Source organism: Exiguobacterium sp. s11 (assembly GCF_018619015.1).
GTDB lineage: Bacteria > Bacillota > Bacilli > Exiguobacteriales > Exiguobacteriaceae > Exiguobacterium_A > Exiguobacterium_A indicum.
The window spans coordinates 130,167-145,889 of the sequence record NZ_JACSNF010000003.1 but is presented as its reverse complement, the minus strand read 5'-3'; the positions used below and the strand labels follow the sequence as shown (position 1 = coordinate 145,889).

Annotated in this window: 17 protein-coding genes; 8 read left to right on the top strand and 9 right to left on the bottom strand. The window is 50.4% G+C overall.

Translation table 11 applies throughout. From position 1 onward, the window contains the following. The first annotated feature begins 29 nt into the window (after window positions 1-29). The 3 genes from KNQ12_RS11750 (at window position 30) to KNQ12_RS11740 (ending at window position 2,977) form a co-directional block, all read left to right on the top strand. Complete coding sequence (locus KNQ12_RS11750) at window positions 30-1,400, top strand: hypothetical protein (RefSeq protein ID WP_023466846.1); 1,371 nt, start codon at window positions 30-32, stop codon at window positions 1,398-1,400. A gap of 63 nt (window positions 1,401-1,463) precedes the next feature. Next, window positions 1,464-1,991, top strand: coding sequence for a copper resistance CopC family protein (locus KNQ12_RS11745; RefSeq protein WP_023466847.1), 528 nt, complete (start codon window positions 1,464-1,466; stop codon window positions 1,989-1,991). Beyond that, window positions 1,925-2,977: a copper resistance D family protein gene (locus tag KNQ12_RS11740; RefSeq protein WP_082318498.1), complete on the top strand. Its 1,053-nt coding sequence runs from the start codon at window positions 1,925-1,927 to the stop codon at window positions 2,975-2,977. The genes KNQ12_RS11745 and KNQ12_RS11740 overlap by 67 nt, the downstream gene beginning before the upstream one ends. A gap of 50 nt (window positions 2,978-3,027) precedes the next feature. Here the strand turns inward: KNQ12_RS11740 and KNQ12_RS11735 are convergent, their stop codons facing one another. The 4 genes from KNQ12_RS11735 to KNQ12_RS11720 form a co-directional block, all read right to left on the bottom strand. After that, window positions 3,028-4,821, bottom strand: a complete 1,794-nt coding sequence (locus tag KNQ12_RS11735; protein ID WP_058265505.1) for an acyltransferase family protein — start codon at window positions 4,819-4,821, stop codon at window positions 3,028-3,030. Between the two features lie 135 nt (window positions 4,822-4,956). Then, window positions 4,957-6,306: a sensor histidine kinase gene (locus tag KNQ12_RS11730; protein ID WP_058265506.1), complete on the bottom strand. Its 1,350-nt coding sequence runs from the start codon at window positions 6,304-6,306 to the stop codon at window positions 4,957-4,959. Then, on the bottom strand, window positions 6,303-6,992 hold the full coding sequence (locus KNQ12_RS11725) for a response regulator transcription factor (RefSeq protein ID WP_058265507.1): 690 nt from the start codon (window positions 6,990-6,992) through the stop codon (window positions 6,303-6,305). Before KNQ12_RS11725 ends, KNQ12_RS11730 begins: the two co-directional genes overlap by 4 nt. Continuing rightward, a complete protein-coding gene (locus KNQ12_RS11720) occupies window positions 6,970-7,545 on the bottom strand; it encodes a class I SAM-dependent methyltransferase (protein ID WP_214748414.1) in 576 nt (191 codons plus the stop codon). The genes KNQ12_RS11725 and KNQ12_RS11720 overlap by 23 nt, the downstream gene beginning before the upstream one ends. 162 nt (window positions 7,546-7,707) lie before the next feature. On the opposite strand from KNQ12_RS11720, the gene KNQ12_RS11715 reads away from it, so the two are divergent. From KNQ12_RS11715 to KNQ12_RS11705, 3 genes are read left to right on the top strand one after another with little or no spacing between them, the layout of a single operon-like run. Further along, the gene (locus KNQ12_RS11715) at window positions 7,708-8,751 is read left to right on the top strand and encodes a bifunctional transcriptional activator/DNA repair enzyme AdaA (RefSeq protein WP_087681842.1); all 1,044 of its coding nucleotides are present in this window, start codon (window positions 7,708-7,710) and stop codon (window positions 8,749-8,751) included. Further along, window positions 8,748-9,794, top strand: a complete 1,047-nt coding sequence (locus tag KNQ12_RS11710) for a DNA alkylation repair protein (protein ID WP_053452474.1) — start codon at window positions 8,748-8,750, stop codon at window positions 9,792-9,794. Before KNQ12_RS11715 ends, KNQ12_RS11710 begins: the two co-directional genes overlap by 4 nt. Then, window positions 9,795-10,136 carry a GNAT family N-acetyltransferase gene (locus KNQ12_RS11705; protein ID WP_053452475.1) on the top strand — a complete coding sequence of 114 codons (342 nt, stop codon included), beginning with the start codon at window positions 9,795-9,797 and terminating at the stop codon, window positions 10,134-10,136. Between the two features lie 38 nt (window positions 10,137-10,174). Here KNQ12_RS11705 and KNQ12_RS11700 read toward each other — a convergent pair whose 3' ends face one another. Continuing rightward, window positions 10,175-10,753: an AAA family ATPase gene (locus KNQ12_RS11700; RefSeq protein WP_174315936.1), complete on the bottom strand. Its 579-nt coding sequence runs from the start codon at window positions 10,751-10,753 to the stop codon at window positions 10,175-10,177. 132 nt (window positions 10,754-10,885) lie between these two features. Here KNQ12_RS11700 and KNQ12_RS11695 point away from each other — a divergent pair, with 132 nt between their 5' ends. Beyond that, window positions 10,886-11,413 (top strand): NUMOD4 domain-containing protein, encoded by a 528-nt coding sequence (locus KNQ12_RS11695; RefSeq protein WP_053452477.1) that lies wholly within the window; start codon window positions 10,886-10,888, stop codon window positions 11,411-11,413. Window positions 11,414-11,460: 47 nt separating this feature from the next. Here the strand turns inward: KNQ12_RS11695 and KNQ12_RS11690 are convergent, their stop codons facing one another. Both KNQ12_RS11690 and KNQ12_RS11685 read right to left on the bottom strand, forming a co-directional pair. Next, window positions 11,461-13,110, bottom strand: a complete 1,650-nt coding sequence (locus KNQ12_RS11690) for a methyl-accepting chemotaxis protein (RefSeq protein ID WP_053452478.1) — start codon at window positions 13,108-13,110, stop codon at window positions 11,461-11,463. Between the two features lie 89 nt (window positions 13,111-13,199). Then, window positions 13,200-13,376 carry a hypothetical protein gene (locus KNQ12_RS11685; protein WP_023466867.1) on the bottom strand — a complete coding sequence of 59 codons (177 nt, stop codon included), beginning with the start codon at window positions 13,374-13,376 and terminating at the stop codon, window positions 13,200-13,202. A gap of 145 nt (window positions 13,377-13,521) precedes the next feature. Between KNQ12_RS11685 and KNQ12_RS11680 the strand changes: the two genes are divergently transcribed. Then, window positions 13,522-14,613, top strand: coding sequence for a GGDEF domain-containing protein (locus KNQ12_RS11680; protein ID WP_035399134.1), 1,092 nt, complete (start codon window positions 13,522-13,524; stop codon window positions 14,611-14,613). A 47-nt stretch (window positions 14,614-14,660) separates the two neighbouring features. Here KNQ12_RS11680 and KNQ12_RS11675 read toward each other — a convergent pair whose 3' ends face one another. Then, complete coding sequence (locus tag KNQ12_RS11675) at window positions 14,661-15,068, bottom strand: NUDIX hydrolase (protein WP_055969982.1); 408 nt, start codon at window positions 15,066-15,068, stop codon at window positions 14,661-14,663. After that, window positions 15,065-15,715 (bottom strand): Type 1 glutamine amidotransferase-like domain-containing protein, encoded by a 651-nt coding sequence (locus KNQ12_RS11670; protein ID WP_055969986.1) that lies wholly within the window; start codon window positions 15,713-15,715, stop codon window positions 15,065-15,067. Before KNQ12_RS11670 ends, KNQ12_RS11675 begins: the two co-directional genes overlap by 4 nt. Between the last annotated feature and the right edge of the window lie 8 nt (window positions 15,716-15,723).

The following is a 15,723-nucleotide window of genomic DNA, read 5'->3' as shown; positions in this document are numbered from 1 at the left end:
GTCCAAAAAATCAAAGGGGTGTTCATAAGATGAAGATGAAAAAGTCGTATCTCGCTGTTCCGCTTAGTGCCGCATTGTTGATTCCAGCAGCAGGTGTCAGTGCTCACGGTCATGAGGACCATAGTAAGATGTCTCACAGTTCAGGAAAAGTCTCCCTCGATGTCTCATCTCCAGCATCGGATTTACGAGCGACACTCGATCAAATTCTATCTGAACACGCGTATCTCGCAGTCGTTGCGATGCAAAAAGGAATTGATGGTAAAGAAGATTTTGAGCAGGCAGCCGGTGCCTTGAATCAAAACACGGATGATTTAGCGGCAGCTGTTGGTTCCGTCTACGGGGAAGAAGCAGGCGCTGCCTTCAAAGAAATCTGGGCGAGCCATATCGGTTACTTCGTCGATTACGTCAAAGCAACTGGTGCCAAGGACGAAGACGCGAAACAAAAAGCATTGAAAGAGCTTGATGAGTATCGTGTCGAACAGGCTGCGTTCCTCGATAAAGCAACGGAAGGACGTCTAAAGGCAGCGGATCTCGAAGCAGGACTAAAAGTCCATATCACGCAACTGTTAACATCGTTTGATAGCTATGTAGCGGGTGATTATGATGCTGCTTACAGCAATCTACGTAAAGCGATTGAGCATATGTATATGGTCGGAGAAGGATTATCTGGTGCGATTGTTGATCAGTACCCGGATAAATTCAAAAATACGAAAGTCGATACACCAGCAGCTGATCTTCGTGCCGGACTGAACCGAAACTTCTCTGAACACGCGGCGCTTGCAGTGCTCGCGATGCAAAAAGGAATTGACGGAGCAAAAGACTTTGACGCTGCGGCCGGTGCCTTGAATCAAAATACGGATGACCTGACAGCTTCGATTGGCTCTGTTTATGGTAGTGAAGCAGCGCAACAATTCAAGAAGATTTGGTCGAGCCACATCGGCTACTTCGTTGACTATGTCAAAGCAACAGGTGCGAAAGATGATCAAGCACGCGACATGGCTGTGAAGGAACTTGATGAGTACCGTGTTGAACAGGCAGCATTCCTCGATGCAGCAACAGAAGGACGTTTGAAAGCGAAAGATTTGGAAGAAGGATTAAAGGTTCACATTGACCAACTCTTGCTTGCTTTCAATAGCTATAATGAAAAAGATTACGACAAAACGTACCCAGCGATTCGTGAAGCTTACGCGCATATGTACGGTGTAGGGGAAGGGACTGCGACAGCAATCGTCGATCAGTTCCCAGATAAATTCAAAGGTGCACCATCTGGAATGCCGAACACTGGTCTCGGTGGTATGCAAGAAAAAGCATCGACGACAGGTATCGTCTGGTCACTGCTTGGTATCGCAGCAGCATCGATCCTTGGATTCTTCGCACTCCGTCGTCGCCCGCAACAATAAAGGACGACCCGCTGGTGACAGCGGGTTTTCTTGTACACATCAAGCAGAAAGGAGGTAAACGACATGCGCATCATCCGATTTGCCCTTCTGTTCCTCATTTGTCTGTTGCCCATATCGGTCGAAGCACACACGAGTTTAAAAAGCTCGAATCCGGCAGATGGATCGGCATTATCTGAACCCGTCGATCGGATCCGCTTGACGTTCAGTGAGGCTGTTGAAAAAACGAGCACCTTACGTGTAGTAGACGCGAATGGAGTTGAACAAGCCCTTGCGAAACCACTTATCATCGGAAATGAACTGAGTGCTGTCGTCTCAGAGCCTTTAACGGAAGGAAAATACACGATCAAGTGGGCGTCGATTTCAGATGATGGTCATCCCGTGAAAGGAACGATCCGTTTTACGGTACTGGGTGCGGCAAAAGCTGAAACAAGCACTGTAGAAAAGGCTGAGCCGATGGAAAAAAAAGCAGCAGTCGTTCCTGAAGCAGAGCCTGTTTCAAAAGGACTCGTTCCGACACTGCTCCCATGGATCGTCGGGGGACTGTTAATCAGTATCGTCATCCTTCTCGTGTTACGTCGTCGTTCGACATGAGTGCGTTTCTAGGAGAACTACTCGTCTATATGGGTGGAGCGCTTTGGATGGGCTATTTGGTATTATGCTTCATCCCAACGAAACGAAAACCGCTATTAATGGACGGTACGTCGTGGGCGGTAGCGGGACTCGGGATGCTCGTTCTTGGAACGAGCATCCCGGTCTTTGGTGCCGTTCGTTTTCTACTTTCGACGCAAACGATGACAGAGGCTCTTCGAACAGGATTACTGGAGTTGCATATCGGTCGGATGTTTCTTGTCGTTTACTTCTCTGCTTTACTCCTATTGATCGTATTCACATGGCAAAAGCGACGATCCATCCTGCTCGCACTCTTGACGATCCCGTTATGGATTGGCATCGCAGGAACGAGTCACGCGGCGGCCAAATACGGTGCGCTCGGGTGGACGCTTCAGTTTAGTCACTTCTTATGTGTGACAGCTTGGATCGGTGTCGTGTTTTGGGTAGCCATCGGTGCTCGCTCGACCGTTCATTGGTCTGCCTTTTTAAGTTGGTTCAGTCCGTTTGCCCGGATCGCCTTTACGGGTGTCATCCTGTCAGGGCTGTTACTGATGCAACTGGCGATTCCGCTTGAACGTTATCCGAATCTCTGGGGCGTGCCATACGGTCAAGCGTTGTTGCTGAAGCACCTTTTATTGTTACCGCTTTTGTTCTATGCTTTCTGTAATGGCACGCTTGTTCGGCGTCGGTTGCGTTTTGACTCAACGTACGATCCGCGTCCGTTACTCCGGATGGAGAGTATCATTTTAGTATTGCTGTTCATGGCGAGTGCTTCACTCAGCCGTCTCGAACAACCGACGCTAGGGCAACTACCGACCGGTGATCCAGTGGGGAATGGATGGGTTTTGATGATGGGGATTGCAACCTTACCACTGCTTTTACTAGGATATCGTCGGCATGCAGTGGGTATCTTGCTGAGTTTATTCAGCGTCAGTTTGATTTATCTTGGGTTGCTAGCGACAGGATGAGTATAAAAAACAAGGTAGCGGATCGTTCCGCTACCTTGTTTGACGTGGTCTTATTTCGTTGAAACAGCGCAATTCGTTGCTTTCGCAAGAATCTTCGAATAGGCACGTGCGCCCTTGATATTCAAATGGACACCATCTGCTTCGAAGTAAGATGGATGTTTGACGGCAACAGCATGCCAGTCGATCAGTTCGACTCGCTTCCGTTTCGATGCCTCGCGTAACATCTGATTGACCTCTGCTTCCCACGGACGCGGGACGCGTGCAGTGACCAGATAGACGTGATCGGCATTTGCGAATTGATCGAGCAAACTGTTCAACTGATCCTTTCGGAAGCTACCGTTCGTTCCGAGGTGGAGAATGACTTGGCGTCCATGTCGATTATACGCGGCATACTGCTCACTCAGCGGAATCGCTTCTCGCAGCTGACGACCGAGTTTCGCATCAATCGTCAATTGCTTGAGCGTACTGCCGAGATAATCTTCGACACCGAGTAAGACCGAGTCCCCGATCGCAAGCGTCGGTCGACAGATTTTTCGCTGATCGGGCTTTGCTTTTGGTGTCGTCGGTTTCAGGATCGGCTTCGGTTTTTCTTTTGGCGCCGCTATCTTCTCGAAAGCAGGTTCTGGCTTCGGCGTATCGGAGACAGCAAGAATCGATAAGTTACCGATGAAGCTGACGATGAGAATCGTCAACACGGCAACACTCGTCCACTGCAACGTCGAAAACTGACGTAACTGCCGCGGATGTAACGACAGACGTTCTAAATAACCGGATAGTCCGTGCTGACGAATCGGACGTTCGATAAAGCGATACGATGCTTCAGTTAAGGCGACAAGCACGACGACGATCAATACGGTCCGAAGTAATGAGAACGTGCCGATTTGCTCGACTGGCGTCATCAGTGTGATGACGGGAAAATGCCACAGATATAGACCGTACGATCGTTTACCGATCGCAACAAGGCCTGGATGCGCAAACCATCGACTCCAAATCGACGCCGGATGAGCAATTGTAGCAATCATTAGTGCAGCAAGGACGGCGACAAGGAAAAAACCACCCCGGTATAAGAAGCTTCCGAACTCACTTGTGACAATCATCAATATAAGCAAGAGTGGCAAAGTAACGGCACCTATTTGATTCAGTAACCGGACACCACGTTTTGGGATATCGAGCTTAAAGCGGGTTGGTTGCCACGCGAAAGCGAGTAGACTCCCAATCAATAGGGCGAATAACCGAGTATCCGTGCCATAGTAGACACGACTTGGATCTTCACCAGGTGTGAACTGAATCGCCATCGCAAGCACGGATGCACCGATCGCAACGCCCATCAATTGCAGGAACAAGCGACGATTTTTCATTCCGAACCAAAGTAAGATCGGGAATAGCAGGTAGAACTGCTCCTCGATTGCGAGTGACCAAAGGTTTTGAATCGGTGATGGCTTACCGAACGACTCGAAATAGGAGACGTCATGGAAGATATACCACCAGTTCGTCCCGTAAATGAGCGCAAAGGCACTATCTTGGCGAACCGTATGCAACAGTTCGCGTTCAAAGATGGTTACGTACCCGAGAACGAGTAACAGCATGACGAATAGGGCCGGGAACAGGCGACGGAAGCGATGAATCCAAAATCGTTTCAAATCGAGGCGTCCGGTCGTCTGCCACTCGCGTAACAAGAGACCGGTAATCAGATAACCGGATAGGACGAAAAAGAGATCAACACCGAGGAAACCACCGGAGAAGAATGAAACCGACAGATGGTAGAGAATGACAGATAGAACAGCGAAGGCACGTAAGCCATCAAGCCCTGGCATATATGTAATCGAACGAGACGAGGATTTCATAAGACACGAACAACTCCTTTAAAACGACAACTAATTTCTAACAGTCTTTAGTGTATCGAATTCCAATTTCAAAGAAGTGTCTAAGAAGTAACAACCTGACCAAAAAAGCACCCGATGCGCACATCGGATGCAGGCTTATGAAATATGTGGAAAACGACAGGTCACGATGAAGCGGTTGTCTTGTGAAGTCAACGCGACGTTCCCCGCATGACGCGCCATGATTTGCTGAACAATCGACAGACCGATGCCGGAGCCACCAGACGAGCGGGAAGCATCGGACGTCCCGAACGGTGTTAGCCATTCGTTTAGTTCCTCTAGCGTATAAGTCGATTCAATCGCATTTGAACAGATCAGCTGGATACCTTCTGCGTCGTCGTTGATGGTAATCCGAAGATCACCGGTCCCGTGAAGCGTCGCATTGCGAATCAAATTCTCAAGCAAGCGTCGTAAGAGCATCGGATCGGCGAAGAGAGTCGCGTGTGCAGGACCATTGACAGTAGAAGAAGTGCCAGGAAACAGTTCCAGGACTTGTTCCGTCAGTGTGACGAGATCAAGCGATGTCCGTTCGACTGGATAATCGGTGTTCGATAATTTAGCGAGCGTGAACAATTCGTCGATCCGGGAAGCGAGCGTTTCTGACTGTCGGGTGACAATCGCTAGAAGCTCCGTCCGTTCCGTCGCGGATAACGTCTCGTGTTTTTCGGTTAGCCACTGGATGAAGCCTTGGATTGAGGTCAACGGAGTCCGTAGGTCGTGCGACAGACTCGTGATCAATCGCAACTGCTCGACGAACCGCTCCTGGTCGCGTACGCGTAAGGTGCGGAGTTCCTGTTCGATTCGTTCGATCGATTGGGCGAACAACTTGAATTCCTTCGGTCCTTTGACGGGAGGTAACGGTTCCGTTGGCGCTGGTTCGACCGTCAACCGCTCAAGCCGTCGCTCGAGTTCGCGGAACAAACCAGCGATCCAACGTGTTAAAAGCAGTAAAAAGACGATGAACAAGACGACTTGTAAGATGAAGAAGGCGTTCGAATTACCGACTTGATATTCATTGAGTGTTGGTTTATCGGACTGAACAGTCAAAAAATAGCCAGGCTCACGGGTTCCAAGATTGATCGCTTCGATATGGTGCAATGTCCTAACCTTTCCTGTGTCTGATGGCTCCCGCTCGGTTGGTGTTTGCTCAGCAAGCAGTCGGCTCGGTGTTAAGTCTTTTGGATACTTGTCGGAAGCGCTGACCAGACGACCATTGGCATCGTATACTGCCCACTCATAGGGCCCGGTCGGTATTTGTCCATTTTGATAACGTATAATGTCCTCTTTAACAGCGCTCACCGTGTCTTCTTCCGTCGTGTAGTAGTAACGGGGAACCGTTTTTCCACCAAGCGGCAATTGACTCGCCAGCAACCAGGCAAGTGCCGTACTCAAAAATGCAGCGAGCAGCAACAAGACAAGCATCCAAACAGTTAGTTTGATCCGTCTCATGGCTCAACCTTATAACCAACGCCCCAGACCGTCTGGAGGTGGCGCGGTTCTTTCGGGACATCCTCAATCTTGTCGCGGAGCTTATGGATCAGGACCATGACAGCGTTCGACGCGGAACCAAGTGCTTCCTCCTGCCAAACCCGTTCATACAGGTCTTCAGCCGAGAAGACACGACGGGGGTGACTCAAAAAGAGCGCCAGGCAATCAAATTCACGGCGTGTCAGGGCGAGCGGTACATCGTATTTAAAGATGACGCGTTCGTCTTCTTTGAGTGTGAACGGACCGACCTGAATCGCTGAAGCAGTAGTCGGGACATGATACTGACTGACGCGGCGTAACAGCGCCTTGACGCGGGCGACGACTTCAAGCGGATTGAACGGTTTACCGATGTAATCGTCCGCCCCGAAGGTCAAACCTTGAATTTTATCCATGTCTTCGCGTTTCGCTGTCAGCATCAAGACGGGTAACGTGTGACCGGCAGCGCGCGCAGCTTGAACGGTCGAGAAGCCATCGCGAACGGGCATCATCACGTCGAGTAACATCGCATCAACTGGACGCGTTGCAAGAGTCGCTAACGCTTCCTCACCATTTTCGGCTTCGAGGATCTTGTACCCTTCATTGGTTAAATACAGTCGAAGCAATTGACGGATGTCTGCTTCATCGTCAACGATCAAGAGCGTGGGCATGTGTAGATTCCTCCTGTTGTACCCCCTCGAAGACGTAAGCCGGGGGAAGATTGTAGAGCGTGTGCGAATAGCTGTGTTCTTGGAAATAGTCCCGGAACATCTTGAACTGAAACCGGGTGTATTGAAAGGCGATGAAGTGACCGTCTGATCGTAGTAACGTTTGGAATTGTGCCAATAAATCATGCCGTAACGCTGCCGGGAACGACGCAAACGGGAGACCACTGACGATGACGTCGATCTGTCCGCTCCATGAATCGGATAATCCTTGAACGTCACCAATGAAGAGAGTGACATTCGTTTCCTGAGCCAGTAATTGTTCGAGTGCCGGGCGGAACGTTTCGCTCCGTTCACAAATCAAGAGATGTGTCTCCGGTGAACGAGCGGCCAGTAAAGCTTTGGTGATCGCTCCGTCACCCGCTCCGACTTCAAGAATTTGGCGTGGACGATCGGCGACGGCGCGTCGTGCCATCATTTCAGCCAGACGTGGACTGCTCGGTGCGATGGCTCCGACACGGAGTGGTGCGTGAAGTGCTTCTTTTAAGAAATCAAACATGAAAACCCTACTTTCCGTTGAGTATATCATGTAGTATGCACATCGTCCCTTTCGAAAACAGGACGATGTTTCTTAAGTGAATCTTAAACATATCAATGCCTGATTTTCGGCGACATGATGACCGGACAAGCCGGTATACTAAGGACAAAGGAGGGGAAGGCGATGGAACATCACACGTATTATGAAGCGCTCGTTCGCCGGGACGCGACGTACGAAGGAACGTTTTTTGTTGGTGTCAAGACGACCGGCATCTTTTGCCGTCCGACGTGTCCGGCACGAAAACCGAAAGCAGAGAACTGTGAGTTTTTTGAGACGGCGCAAGAGGCATTACTTGCCTCTTATCGACCGTGCCGTCGTTGTCATCCGCTTGCTTATCCCGGCGATCATGGTACGATTCAACGCTTGATCGAAGCGGTCGAGGCAGAACCAGACAAACGATTCAAGGAAGCCGATTTTCGAGCACTTGGTCTCGATGAATCAACGGCACGCCGCCAGTTCAAGAAACGCTTCGGAATGACGTTCGTCGCGTATGCTCGGGCACGACGGATGGGGCTTGCGATGAAGGAGATCCGGACCGGTAAGCCGATCATCGAAGGGCAGTTGGCTGGAGGTTATGAATCGAGTAGTGGTTTTCGTGAGGCGTCAGCACGGATTCTCGGGCAGGCACCGTCGCGCTTTGACGGGCAGGTCTTACGCGCGAAATGGCTTGATACACCACTCGGTTCGATGCTGGCGATTGCCGACGATCAACTCTTACATCTGCTCGAGTTCGTCGACCGACGTGGACTGGAGCGGGAAATCGAACAATTACGTCAAAAAGCGCGCGCTGTCATCGTTCCCGGGGAATCACCGGTCTTTGGACAGATCGAAGCGGAGCTCCGTCGTTACTTCAAAGGAGAGCCGGTATCGTTTCAGACGCCACTGATGCGGTACGGGACACCATTTCAACGCCGCGTCTGGGAAGAACTCGAGCGGATTCCGAGTGGGGAGACGATCTCGTACCAAGAGCTGGCGATCCGGATCGGTCAACCGACTGCTGTTCGTGCCGTCGCACGAGCGAATGGAGCGAACCAACTGGCAATCGTCATTCCGTGCCATCGGGTCATTCGGACGAATGGAGATTTAGGTGGATACGCGGGTGGACTCGCACGCAAGGAAACATTGCTCAAACTGGAGCGCACACAGAGAGGACTGGATGAAGGATGAGTTTGATTAAAGATGTATTTTCACCGAGTTGGCTCGACCGCTTAGGAGCAGCGGTCGATGTACCGGATTTTCGAAGACGAGTCGAGCAGGGAGACTGGGAAGAACTCGCGTTTAAACAACGTGTCCGTCGTGTGGCGGAGACGCTGGAGACGATCTTGCCACCGTTTCCGGACTCGGTGTCGGAGCTAGAGCGACTCGCACCGCAGTTTACTGGGCTACCGGGAATTGTTTTTCCAGAGTATGTCGAACGAACGGCAGACCTTTCTGACTGGACGCTTGCGATAGAGATACTTGCCAAGTTGACGCAACATTCGACGTCGGAGTTCGCCGTTCGGCGTTTTCTACTTGTCGATCAGGAACGATATCTCGACCAGGCACTCAAATGGACAACATCAGACGATGAACACGTCCGGCGCTTAGCGTCTGAAGGAACACGCCCGCGTCTGCCGTGGGGACAAGCGATTCCGCGTTTGATTGCTGATCCGCGTCCGGCGTTACCGATTCTTGACGCCTTACTACAGGATCCGTCACTTTACGTCCGAAAAAGTGTCGCCAATCACTTGAACGATATTTCAAAGACACATCCGGAATACCTGATCGAGCGAATCGAACGTCACTTAGGAACAGATCCGAATACAGACTGGATTTTACGCCATGCTTCGCGGACGTTACTGAAGCGCGGAAATCCAGAAGTGTTACAGTTGTTCGGACACGTCACGCAAGGTGAGGTCGCGGTGACGGACTTGGTCGTCTCACCAGTGACGATTGGTCAAGAGTTACAGTTTTCGTTTCAAGTAAACAGTTCCGTCGAGCAACGTCTGCGTCTTGAATACGCGATCGATTACGTCAAACAACGTGGAACGAGTCGGAAGGTGTTTCAACTGCGGGAGCGGGAAGTCAAAGGTGTCTTACAAGTTGAACGACGCCAATCGTTTCGGAACATGACGACGCGTGTCCATTATCCTGGTACACATACATTAACGATTTTAATTAACGGAGAGGTTTACGCGACAGCAACGTTTGAGGTCGAGGAGGAGAGCTGAATGAAAGGACGACATCCGGATTTTACGACGTCACGATTGTTTGTCGAAGCAACGGATGAAGAATCGGGTTGTAAATGGACGTTGCATGCGTTGCGTGAGAAAACGATCGTAGGGACGATTACCTTCACATGGAATGGATCGACCGGAACCTTACGTTACACGACGACGGATGAGGATGATCAGCACGGATACATTACAGAAGCGTTGACGTCGATTTTGTCGTATCTCGCACGGACGTTATTACTGACGTATGTTTACGGCGAAGCGGGCAGTGCGGCGGTCTGGCGTCGGAACGGATTTCAGTTGCAGGCGAATCGATATGAACGCAAACTCTATCATTAAAGCCCCGCCTGCTTGAGCAGGACGGGGCTCGTTTGTGATTAGACCGTTGTTTTGGACCAGTTGAAATGGTCGCAAATCGCTTCAGCGCTTTCACGCGCGCTTAACTGTTCCGTATCGAGGAAGAGGTAGTTGACGTCCGGTAGTTCACCTGGAAGCGAACGTGTCCGGTATCCGTCCGCCGTCTCGCGTAAGTCCTGTTCAGAAGCAGCGAGATCACGCTTCGTTACTTTGTGCGTCAATCGGTTTTCGGTCGTGTTCCGGTGCAGGCGTGTTGCGACCGGCGCATCGAGTTCAACGATATAGACGTCAGCACCCGCTTGTTCGAATAATTCGACTGTCTCTTCAATGAACTCGAGACCACCACCTTCGACGCCGAATAGACAGAGGAATGTAAACAGGACACCTTCGAGCGAACTGTTCGCCATTTCCTTGAACATCTCGCGCCGGATCGTATCCTTTAAGCGGTGATGTGCGGGTTCAGAGAAATCAAAATAAGGCAATAACAGGTCGATCGTCTGGTGGTTATGAAAGACTTTCATCTCCGTCAATCGTTCGATTTCCTGACCGATCGTCATCTTTCCGACCGCTTGGGGACCGAGTAACAAGACAAATTTCATAGACGAACCTCATTTCCTTTTTCTGCTAATAATAGCACATTCCGACGAGTGACATCACTAGAACGTTTGTTCGTAATTTGATATAATTCAAGTATGAAGTCCCGTCGTGTCCTTGTCTGAAGGAGGACAACCATGCAAGAACAATGGAAAGCCGTCATCGGCTATGTAGGTATATATGAAGTCTCATCGCTAGGTCGCGTAAGATCGCTCGACCGAACGATTGTGACGTGTCGCGGTGTCCAGCAACGACGAAAAGGTGTCTTGCTCCGTCCGCGACTCAATCGGGAAGGATACCGGAAAGTCACGCTTTATCAACGTGGTCGAGGAGAACGCGTCCAGGTCGGTGTACTCGTTGCACAAGCTTTTCTAACGGCTGACGTCACGGAAGCGAAACTCGTCCGGCGCAACGGCAAACGGGCTGACGATCAGTTATCGAACTTAGACGTCCTGCCTTCGATCGATCAACAGTATACTGAACTGCTGGGCGAGTTTGATCTCTTGTTAGGTCAACATGTGACGCTGTCATCGTTTCAGATTCGAACGATTCGCGCGCAGTATGAAAAAGGGAAGACGATTCGTCAGCTGGCAGAGCAGTATCAGGTGACGGAGAACCGGATTCGAAATATCATCGATAAAAAGGAAGCACGTTATATCGGCTGAGAACAGAGGAAAGGAGCGCTTACCAGAGATGGGAGGCGCTCCTTTTGTTAAGATGGCGATTCACTCGAGCGAACGGTCTGTTGCAACGAACTGATGCGTGACTCGAGTACCGCACTATGTGTCTTCAGTTCCGTCTGCTGGTTGACGTGGTGTTGCATTTGATCACCGAGGACTTGGCTGTAAGAAGAGAGCTCCGACATCAACTGCTGAACGGACTGCAGATGTTCCTGCATGTTCGACTGAACATCTGCGACGATTTGACGTTGGTGTTCCACGGTACCCAGTGTCGTTTCGATCGTCGTCGCTTCAGTCAGCATCTGTTGCAAGTGTGCCGTTGCCGTCTCGAGCTGTTGCGATGTTGAGAGAAAACGTTCCGTCATCTGCGAGAGGGCTTGTTCGACTTGATTGAGTCCTGTCGTCCAGGTCTGATTGACCTGCCGGATATGATCTGTACTCATTCGGATATCGATTGCGAGTTTTTCGACTTCCTTGGCAACGACGGTGAAGCCACGACCGGCTTCTCCGGCACGGGTTGCCTCAATCAGCGCGTTCAGCGACAAGCGGCGCGTCTCTTCAGCGACACGTTGGATGTGTGAGATTGAGGTCTCCATTTGCTGCTGTAGATGTGAGGTCTGTTGCAAAATCTGCTCTGTCGCCGCGGATTGTTCCTTCAGTAACTGGCTTTCCTCTTGTAAGGTCTCAAGTGTCGTGTGATTCGTCTGAACAGTCTGTTGAAAACGGGTTACGGCATGTTGGCTGTTGAGAAGTGTCGTTTGCATCTCACTTAACGCATCGTGCCCTTGAGCGGTCAAACGTGTCGAGGCGACGATTGTCTGATCCATTTGCGACGATTGCGCAAGTAAAGAACCGGCGACTTCATCGACGGCCTGGACCGATTGATCCATCGCGGATAAGCGTGAGGAAAAGTGGGGCTGGACGGATTCGAGCTCCTGACTCGCTTGTTGCATCTCAGCCGTTAAATCTCCGATCTGTTGCATCAACTGATTGTATTGAAACGTCAGCTGTTGTAACTCAAAGGTCGTCGTCTTGAGTGTTAATGGACGATACGATCGCTTCGCATGCGCTTCTTCAATCTGTAAGGAGAGTTTCGATAACGGGGCGAGTTGTCTTCTAATTCGTGAGCGAATCAAGAGGCTGATACTGACAAGCGTAATCAAACTGACCCAGACAAGTGTCCAAGCTAAATCTTGAGCAGGGGCGATTAATTTATCGCGATCAGTCGTCAGCAAGATGACGTCATCGAGTTCCGGAATCGTCATTGCGACAAGAAACTGGTCTTGATTCGAAAAAGCATATGTACGGGCTGTTTTTAAGTGCTGTTGTAGTTGTTTTCGTTTTGCCGGTTCGAGTGTCAACGGTCGGAACGCCTCACTCGTGTTCAGGCTTTGAAAGCGAACCGTGTAGTCGTCAAGTGATAAGTCGGTTCGCTGTTGCTGTTGCAATCGTTTGATGGCACGCGAGCGGTCTGTGGTGTCATCCGGATACGCAAGAAACGTTGCCCGGACATTCGCGTCGAACATGGTTAACTCACGCATCAGCCGTTCCTCAGTTGCTGCGACGGATTGTTGATACGATGCGTAAACGCTTAGACCGCTGATCACAATTAGTCCGATGGCAACGATCGGAATCAGCCATCCATTTAGTTGTTGTGCTAATAGTCGTTTTTTCATAAGCATAAAAAACATCTCCTCCCGTGTACCTATCGGAAGGAGGGGGCGCAACATGTATGAAGGTGTTGTACGGCTTGTGTAAAGGTCTTGTGAATCTAGTTCACGTAAATCGGTAAGACAGTCGCAAGGTGTGTCATAAGTGCTTGTGTCTCTTCTTTTGGTTCGGATGTGACGTAAATGATCAACGCAGCAGCAACGATGACGAAGATAGCGATGACGAGAATAATGAAGAATGGCATCTTACTTTTTCGTTTTTCAGCTTGACGGTCCATGAAAGATTCCCCCTTAATGATGTAGACGATAGACATATTTGTTTGATTCCCTCTCCTCTTGTTTGAAAACCTTGGAAAAAGAGGGGAATGTGTAATTTGGAGGGAATAGAGTAAACATCTGAAATGGAATGAGGAGGATGTCGTCGTGCTTACGTTGCTTAATTCATTGTTGTTGAACTTCTCACTGTTGATTGCGACATTGCTGTTTGCGTTTTTACCGCTAAGACGGATCGAGCGCATCTCGCCTAACTCTTCCTTACAAGTCCGACTCGCGATCGGTTGTATCGCCGGTGTGATTGGTGCCCTGTTGATCTTTAACAGTATTTCCTATGACGTTGCAAAGATTGATTTGCGTCTCGTTGCGCTCGTCACGGCGTACTTTTACGGCGGATTAGTCAGCGGTAGCATCACGATGCTGTTCATCATCGGCGCCCGATTTGCGGTGACACCAGCTGGCGAATACCAAGGACTGATTCTGACAACCTTGATCTGTGTCGCGTTACTCGTGACAGCGACGATTTATCGACGGTTCGCTGCTCAACGGATGAAGGATTATCTCGTGTTGCTTGGAACAGGGATCGCATACAGCTTACCGGCGCTCTATTTATTAACGAACACGTTCGAGCGGTTTTTAGAGATTGCGCTCGTCTATATCATCGTCATCATGATTGGTGGCTACGTCACCTATCGTTTCTTACAGGAATTAAGGAAGCACTTTTTGTTCGTCCACACACAACAGGAACTGGCTTTAACGGATGGGCTGACGCAACTGGGAAACCGCCGGAAGCTAGATGAAACGTTAGCCGAGTACGCTCAGAACGGAACAGTCTTCTCCGTCCTCATTCTCGATCTCGATCATTTTAAATCAATCAATGATACATACGGACACGAAGGGGGTGACGTCGTTTTACGACAACTCAGCCATCTCTTGCAATCGTATTGTCCAGAACAGGGCGTCGTCGGTCGGTACGGTGGTGAAGAGTTTGTCTTACTGTTGCCGGACGTACCACTTCGACAAGCGGAACGACTGGGGGAACGGATTCGATCTGCCTGCGCCGATCAACACTTCGTTTATAAGGAGCACCCCGTTTTTCATGTCACGTTATCGCTAGGTGCCGCTTCATCCGATCAAGCATCGACTGTATTTGAGACCGTCCAGAAAGCCGACTTAGCATTGTATGAAGCCAAACAAACCGGTCGGAATCGCGTCGTCTGTTACCGAGATCCTTTACTGTAAATAAAAATTGCCCCGCTCGACCAACTGGTCAGGCGGGGCAGTTGTGTTTAGCGATGCAGTAACGAAAATACATCATGTCGTTCAAAATCAGCTAAGATATTCGGCGCGATCAACTGACGAATCATTGTTTCGTCCGCCCAGAGATAAGCGTCGTGTTCCGCGGATAACTGAACGTCCGTCTGATGCGTCGAACAGATGTACATCAAGAGAACGATTTGCCGATCGGGATGCGTCAGGAAGCTCGAGGCATAGAGCAGACGCTCCGGGGTAACCGTCAACTGTGTCTCTTCTTTTATCTCGCGAACGAGACTATCGACTGGCAGTTCACGGAAGTCGATCTTGCCACCCGGGCATTCCCACGTCCCACCGCCGAAGTCAGCAGCAGCCCGGCGGACGATCAGGAGACGTTGCTCGTGAATGATGATGCCTTTGACGGCAGGAACGATCGCTGTCATCTGACGGGACTCCGCGACAATACGACGGGATCGGTTCCTTCTGTTTCGACGAGCTGCTGATCGCATAAATAGATCCCGCTTTCGTCAGCAAGTCCGAAAGCACGGTCTGCACTTTCTTCCGTAAACGATTGCACGAGATGGGCAGCTTCGCCCCACGTCTCGTAATGGACACAGACGACCGCGTCGTTCAGTAAGGCAAGACCAGGCAAGCGAAGACGTCGATTGTCGCGTTGGTCGATCTCCGGAATGATACACCGTTCGGGCGAAACGAGGGCACCAGCTGAAAAACCGACGACCGGAACACCATCTGCGAAACGCGACTGAATGATGTCACCGATCGGTGTACCGACCAAGTATTGCTGATACAATTCGGTCTCGCCACCGGAGATGATGATGCCTTGACACTGTTTCAGTTGCGCGAGTTGTCCGTCTGTTGGTGCGTCAGATAGTGGCAGATGGACGAAAGACGAAATGCCATCTTCCTGTAACGGCTTCGTATAGATCGAGGCGTAACGCGTCCAGTCCTTACCGATCCGCGGAATGTATAGAATCGCGACCGGTCCACCGTTCGTTAATGTAGCAAATCGTGTTCGTAAGTTCGGTGTAAAAGGAGGACCGCCTCCAAAGAGGAATAAGTGAGTCGGCATGAGGCATG

Excerpts from the sequence above, each read along its gene's own strand:
- KNQ12_RS11750 (WP_023466846.1), top strand. The coding sequence starts at position 30 with ATGAAGATGAAAAAGTCGTATCTCGCTGTTCCGCTTAGTGCCGCATTG.
- KNQ12_RS11745 (WP_023466847.1), top strand. The coding sequence starts at position 1,464 with ATGCGCATCATCCGATTTGCCCTTCTGTTCCTCATTTGTCTGTTGCCC.
- KNQ12_RS11740 (WP_082318498.1), top strand. The coding sequence starts at position 1,925 with ATGGATCGTCGGGGGACTGTTAATCAGTATCGTCATCCTTCTCGTGTT.
- KNQ12_RS11735 (WP_058265505.1), bottom strand. The coding sequence starts at position 4,821 with ATGAAATCCTCGTCTCGTTCGATTACATATATGCCAGGGCTTGATGGC.
- KNQ12_RS11730 (WP_058265506.1), bottom strand. The coding sequence starts at position 6,306 with ATGAGACGGATCAAACTAACTGTTTGGATGCTTGTCTTGTTGCTGCTC.
- KNQ12_RS11725 (WP_058265507.1), bottom strand. The coding sequence starts at position 6,992 with ATGCCCACGCTCTTGATCGTTGACGATGAAGCAGACATCCGTCAATTG.
- KNQ12_RS11720 (WP_214748414.1), bottom strand. The coding sequence starts at position 7,545 with ATGTTTGATTTCTTAAAAGAAGCACTTCACGCACCACTCCGTGTCGGA.
- KNQ12_RS11715 (WP_087681842.1), top strand. The coding sequence starts at position 7,708 with ATGGAACATCACACGTATTATGAAGCGCTCGTTCGCCGGGACGCGACG.
- KNQ12_RS11710 (WP_053452474.1), top strand. The coding sequence starts at position 8,748 with ATGAGTTTGATTAAAGATGTATTTTCACCGAGTTGGCTCGACCGCTTA.
- KNQ12_RS11705 (WP_053452475.1), top strand. The coding sequence starts at position 9,795 with ATGAAAGGACGACATCCGGATTTTACGACGTCACGATTGTTTGTCGAA.
- KNQ12_RS11700 (WP_174315936.1), bottom strand. The coding sequence starts at position 10,753 with ATGAAATTTGTCTTGTTACTCGGTCCCCAAGCGGTCGGAAAGATGACG.
- KNQ12_RS11695 (WP_053452477.1), top strand. The coding sequence starts at position 10,886 with ATGCAAGAACAATGGAAAGCCGTCATCGGCTATGTAGGTATATATGAA.
- KNQ12_RS11690 (WP_053452478.1), bottom strand. The coding sequence starts at position 13,110 with ATGCTTATGAAAAAACGACTATTAGCACAACAACTAAATGGATGGCTG.
- KNQ12_RS11685 (WP_023466867.1), bottom strand. The coding sequence starts at position 13,376 with ATGGACCGTCAAGCTGAAAAACGAAAAAGTAAGATGCCATTCTTCATT.
- KNQ12_RS11675 (WP_055969982.1), bottom strand. The coding sequence starts at position 15,068 with ATGACAGCGATCGTTCCTGCCGTCAAAGGCATCATCATTCACGAGCAA.
- KNQ12_RS11670 (WP_055969986.1), bottom strand. The coding sequence starts at position 15,715 with ATGCCGACTCACTTATTCCTCTTTGGAGGCGGTCCTCCTTTTACACCG.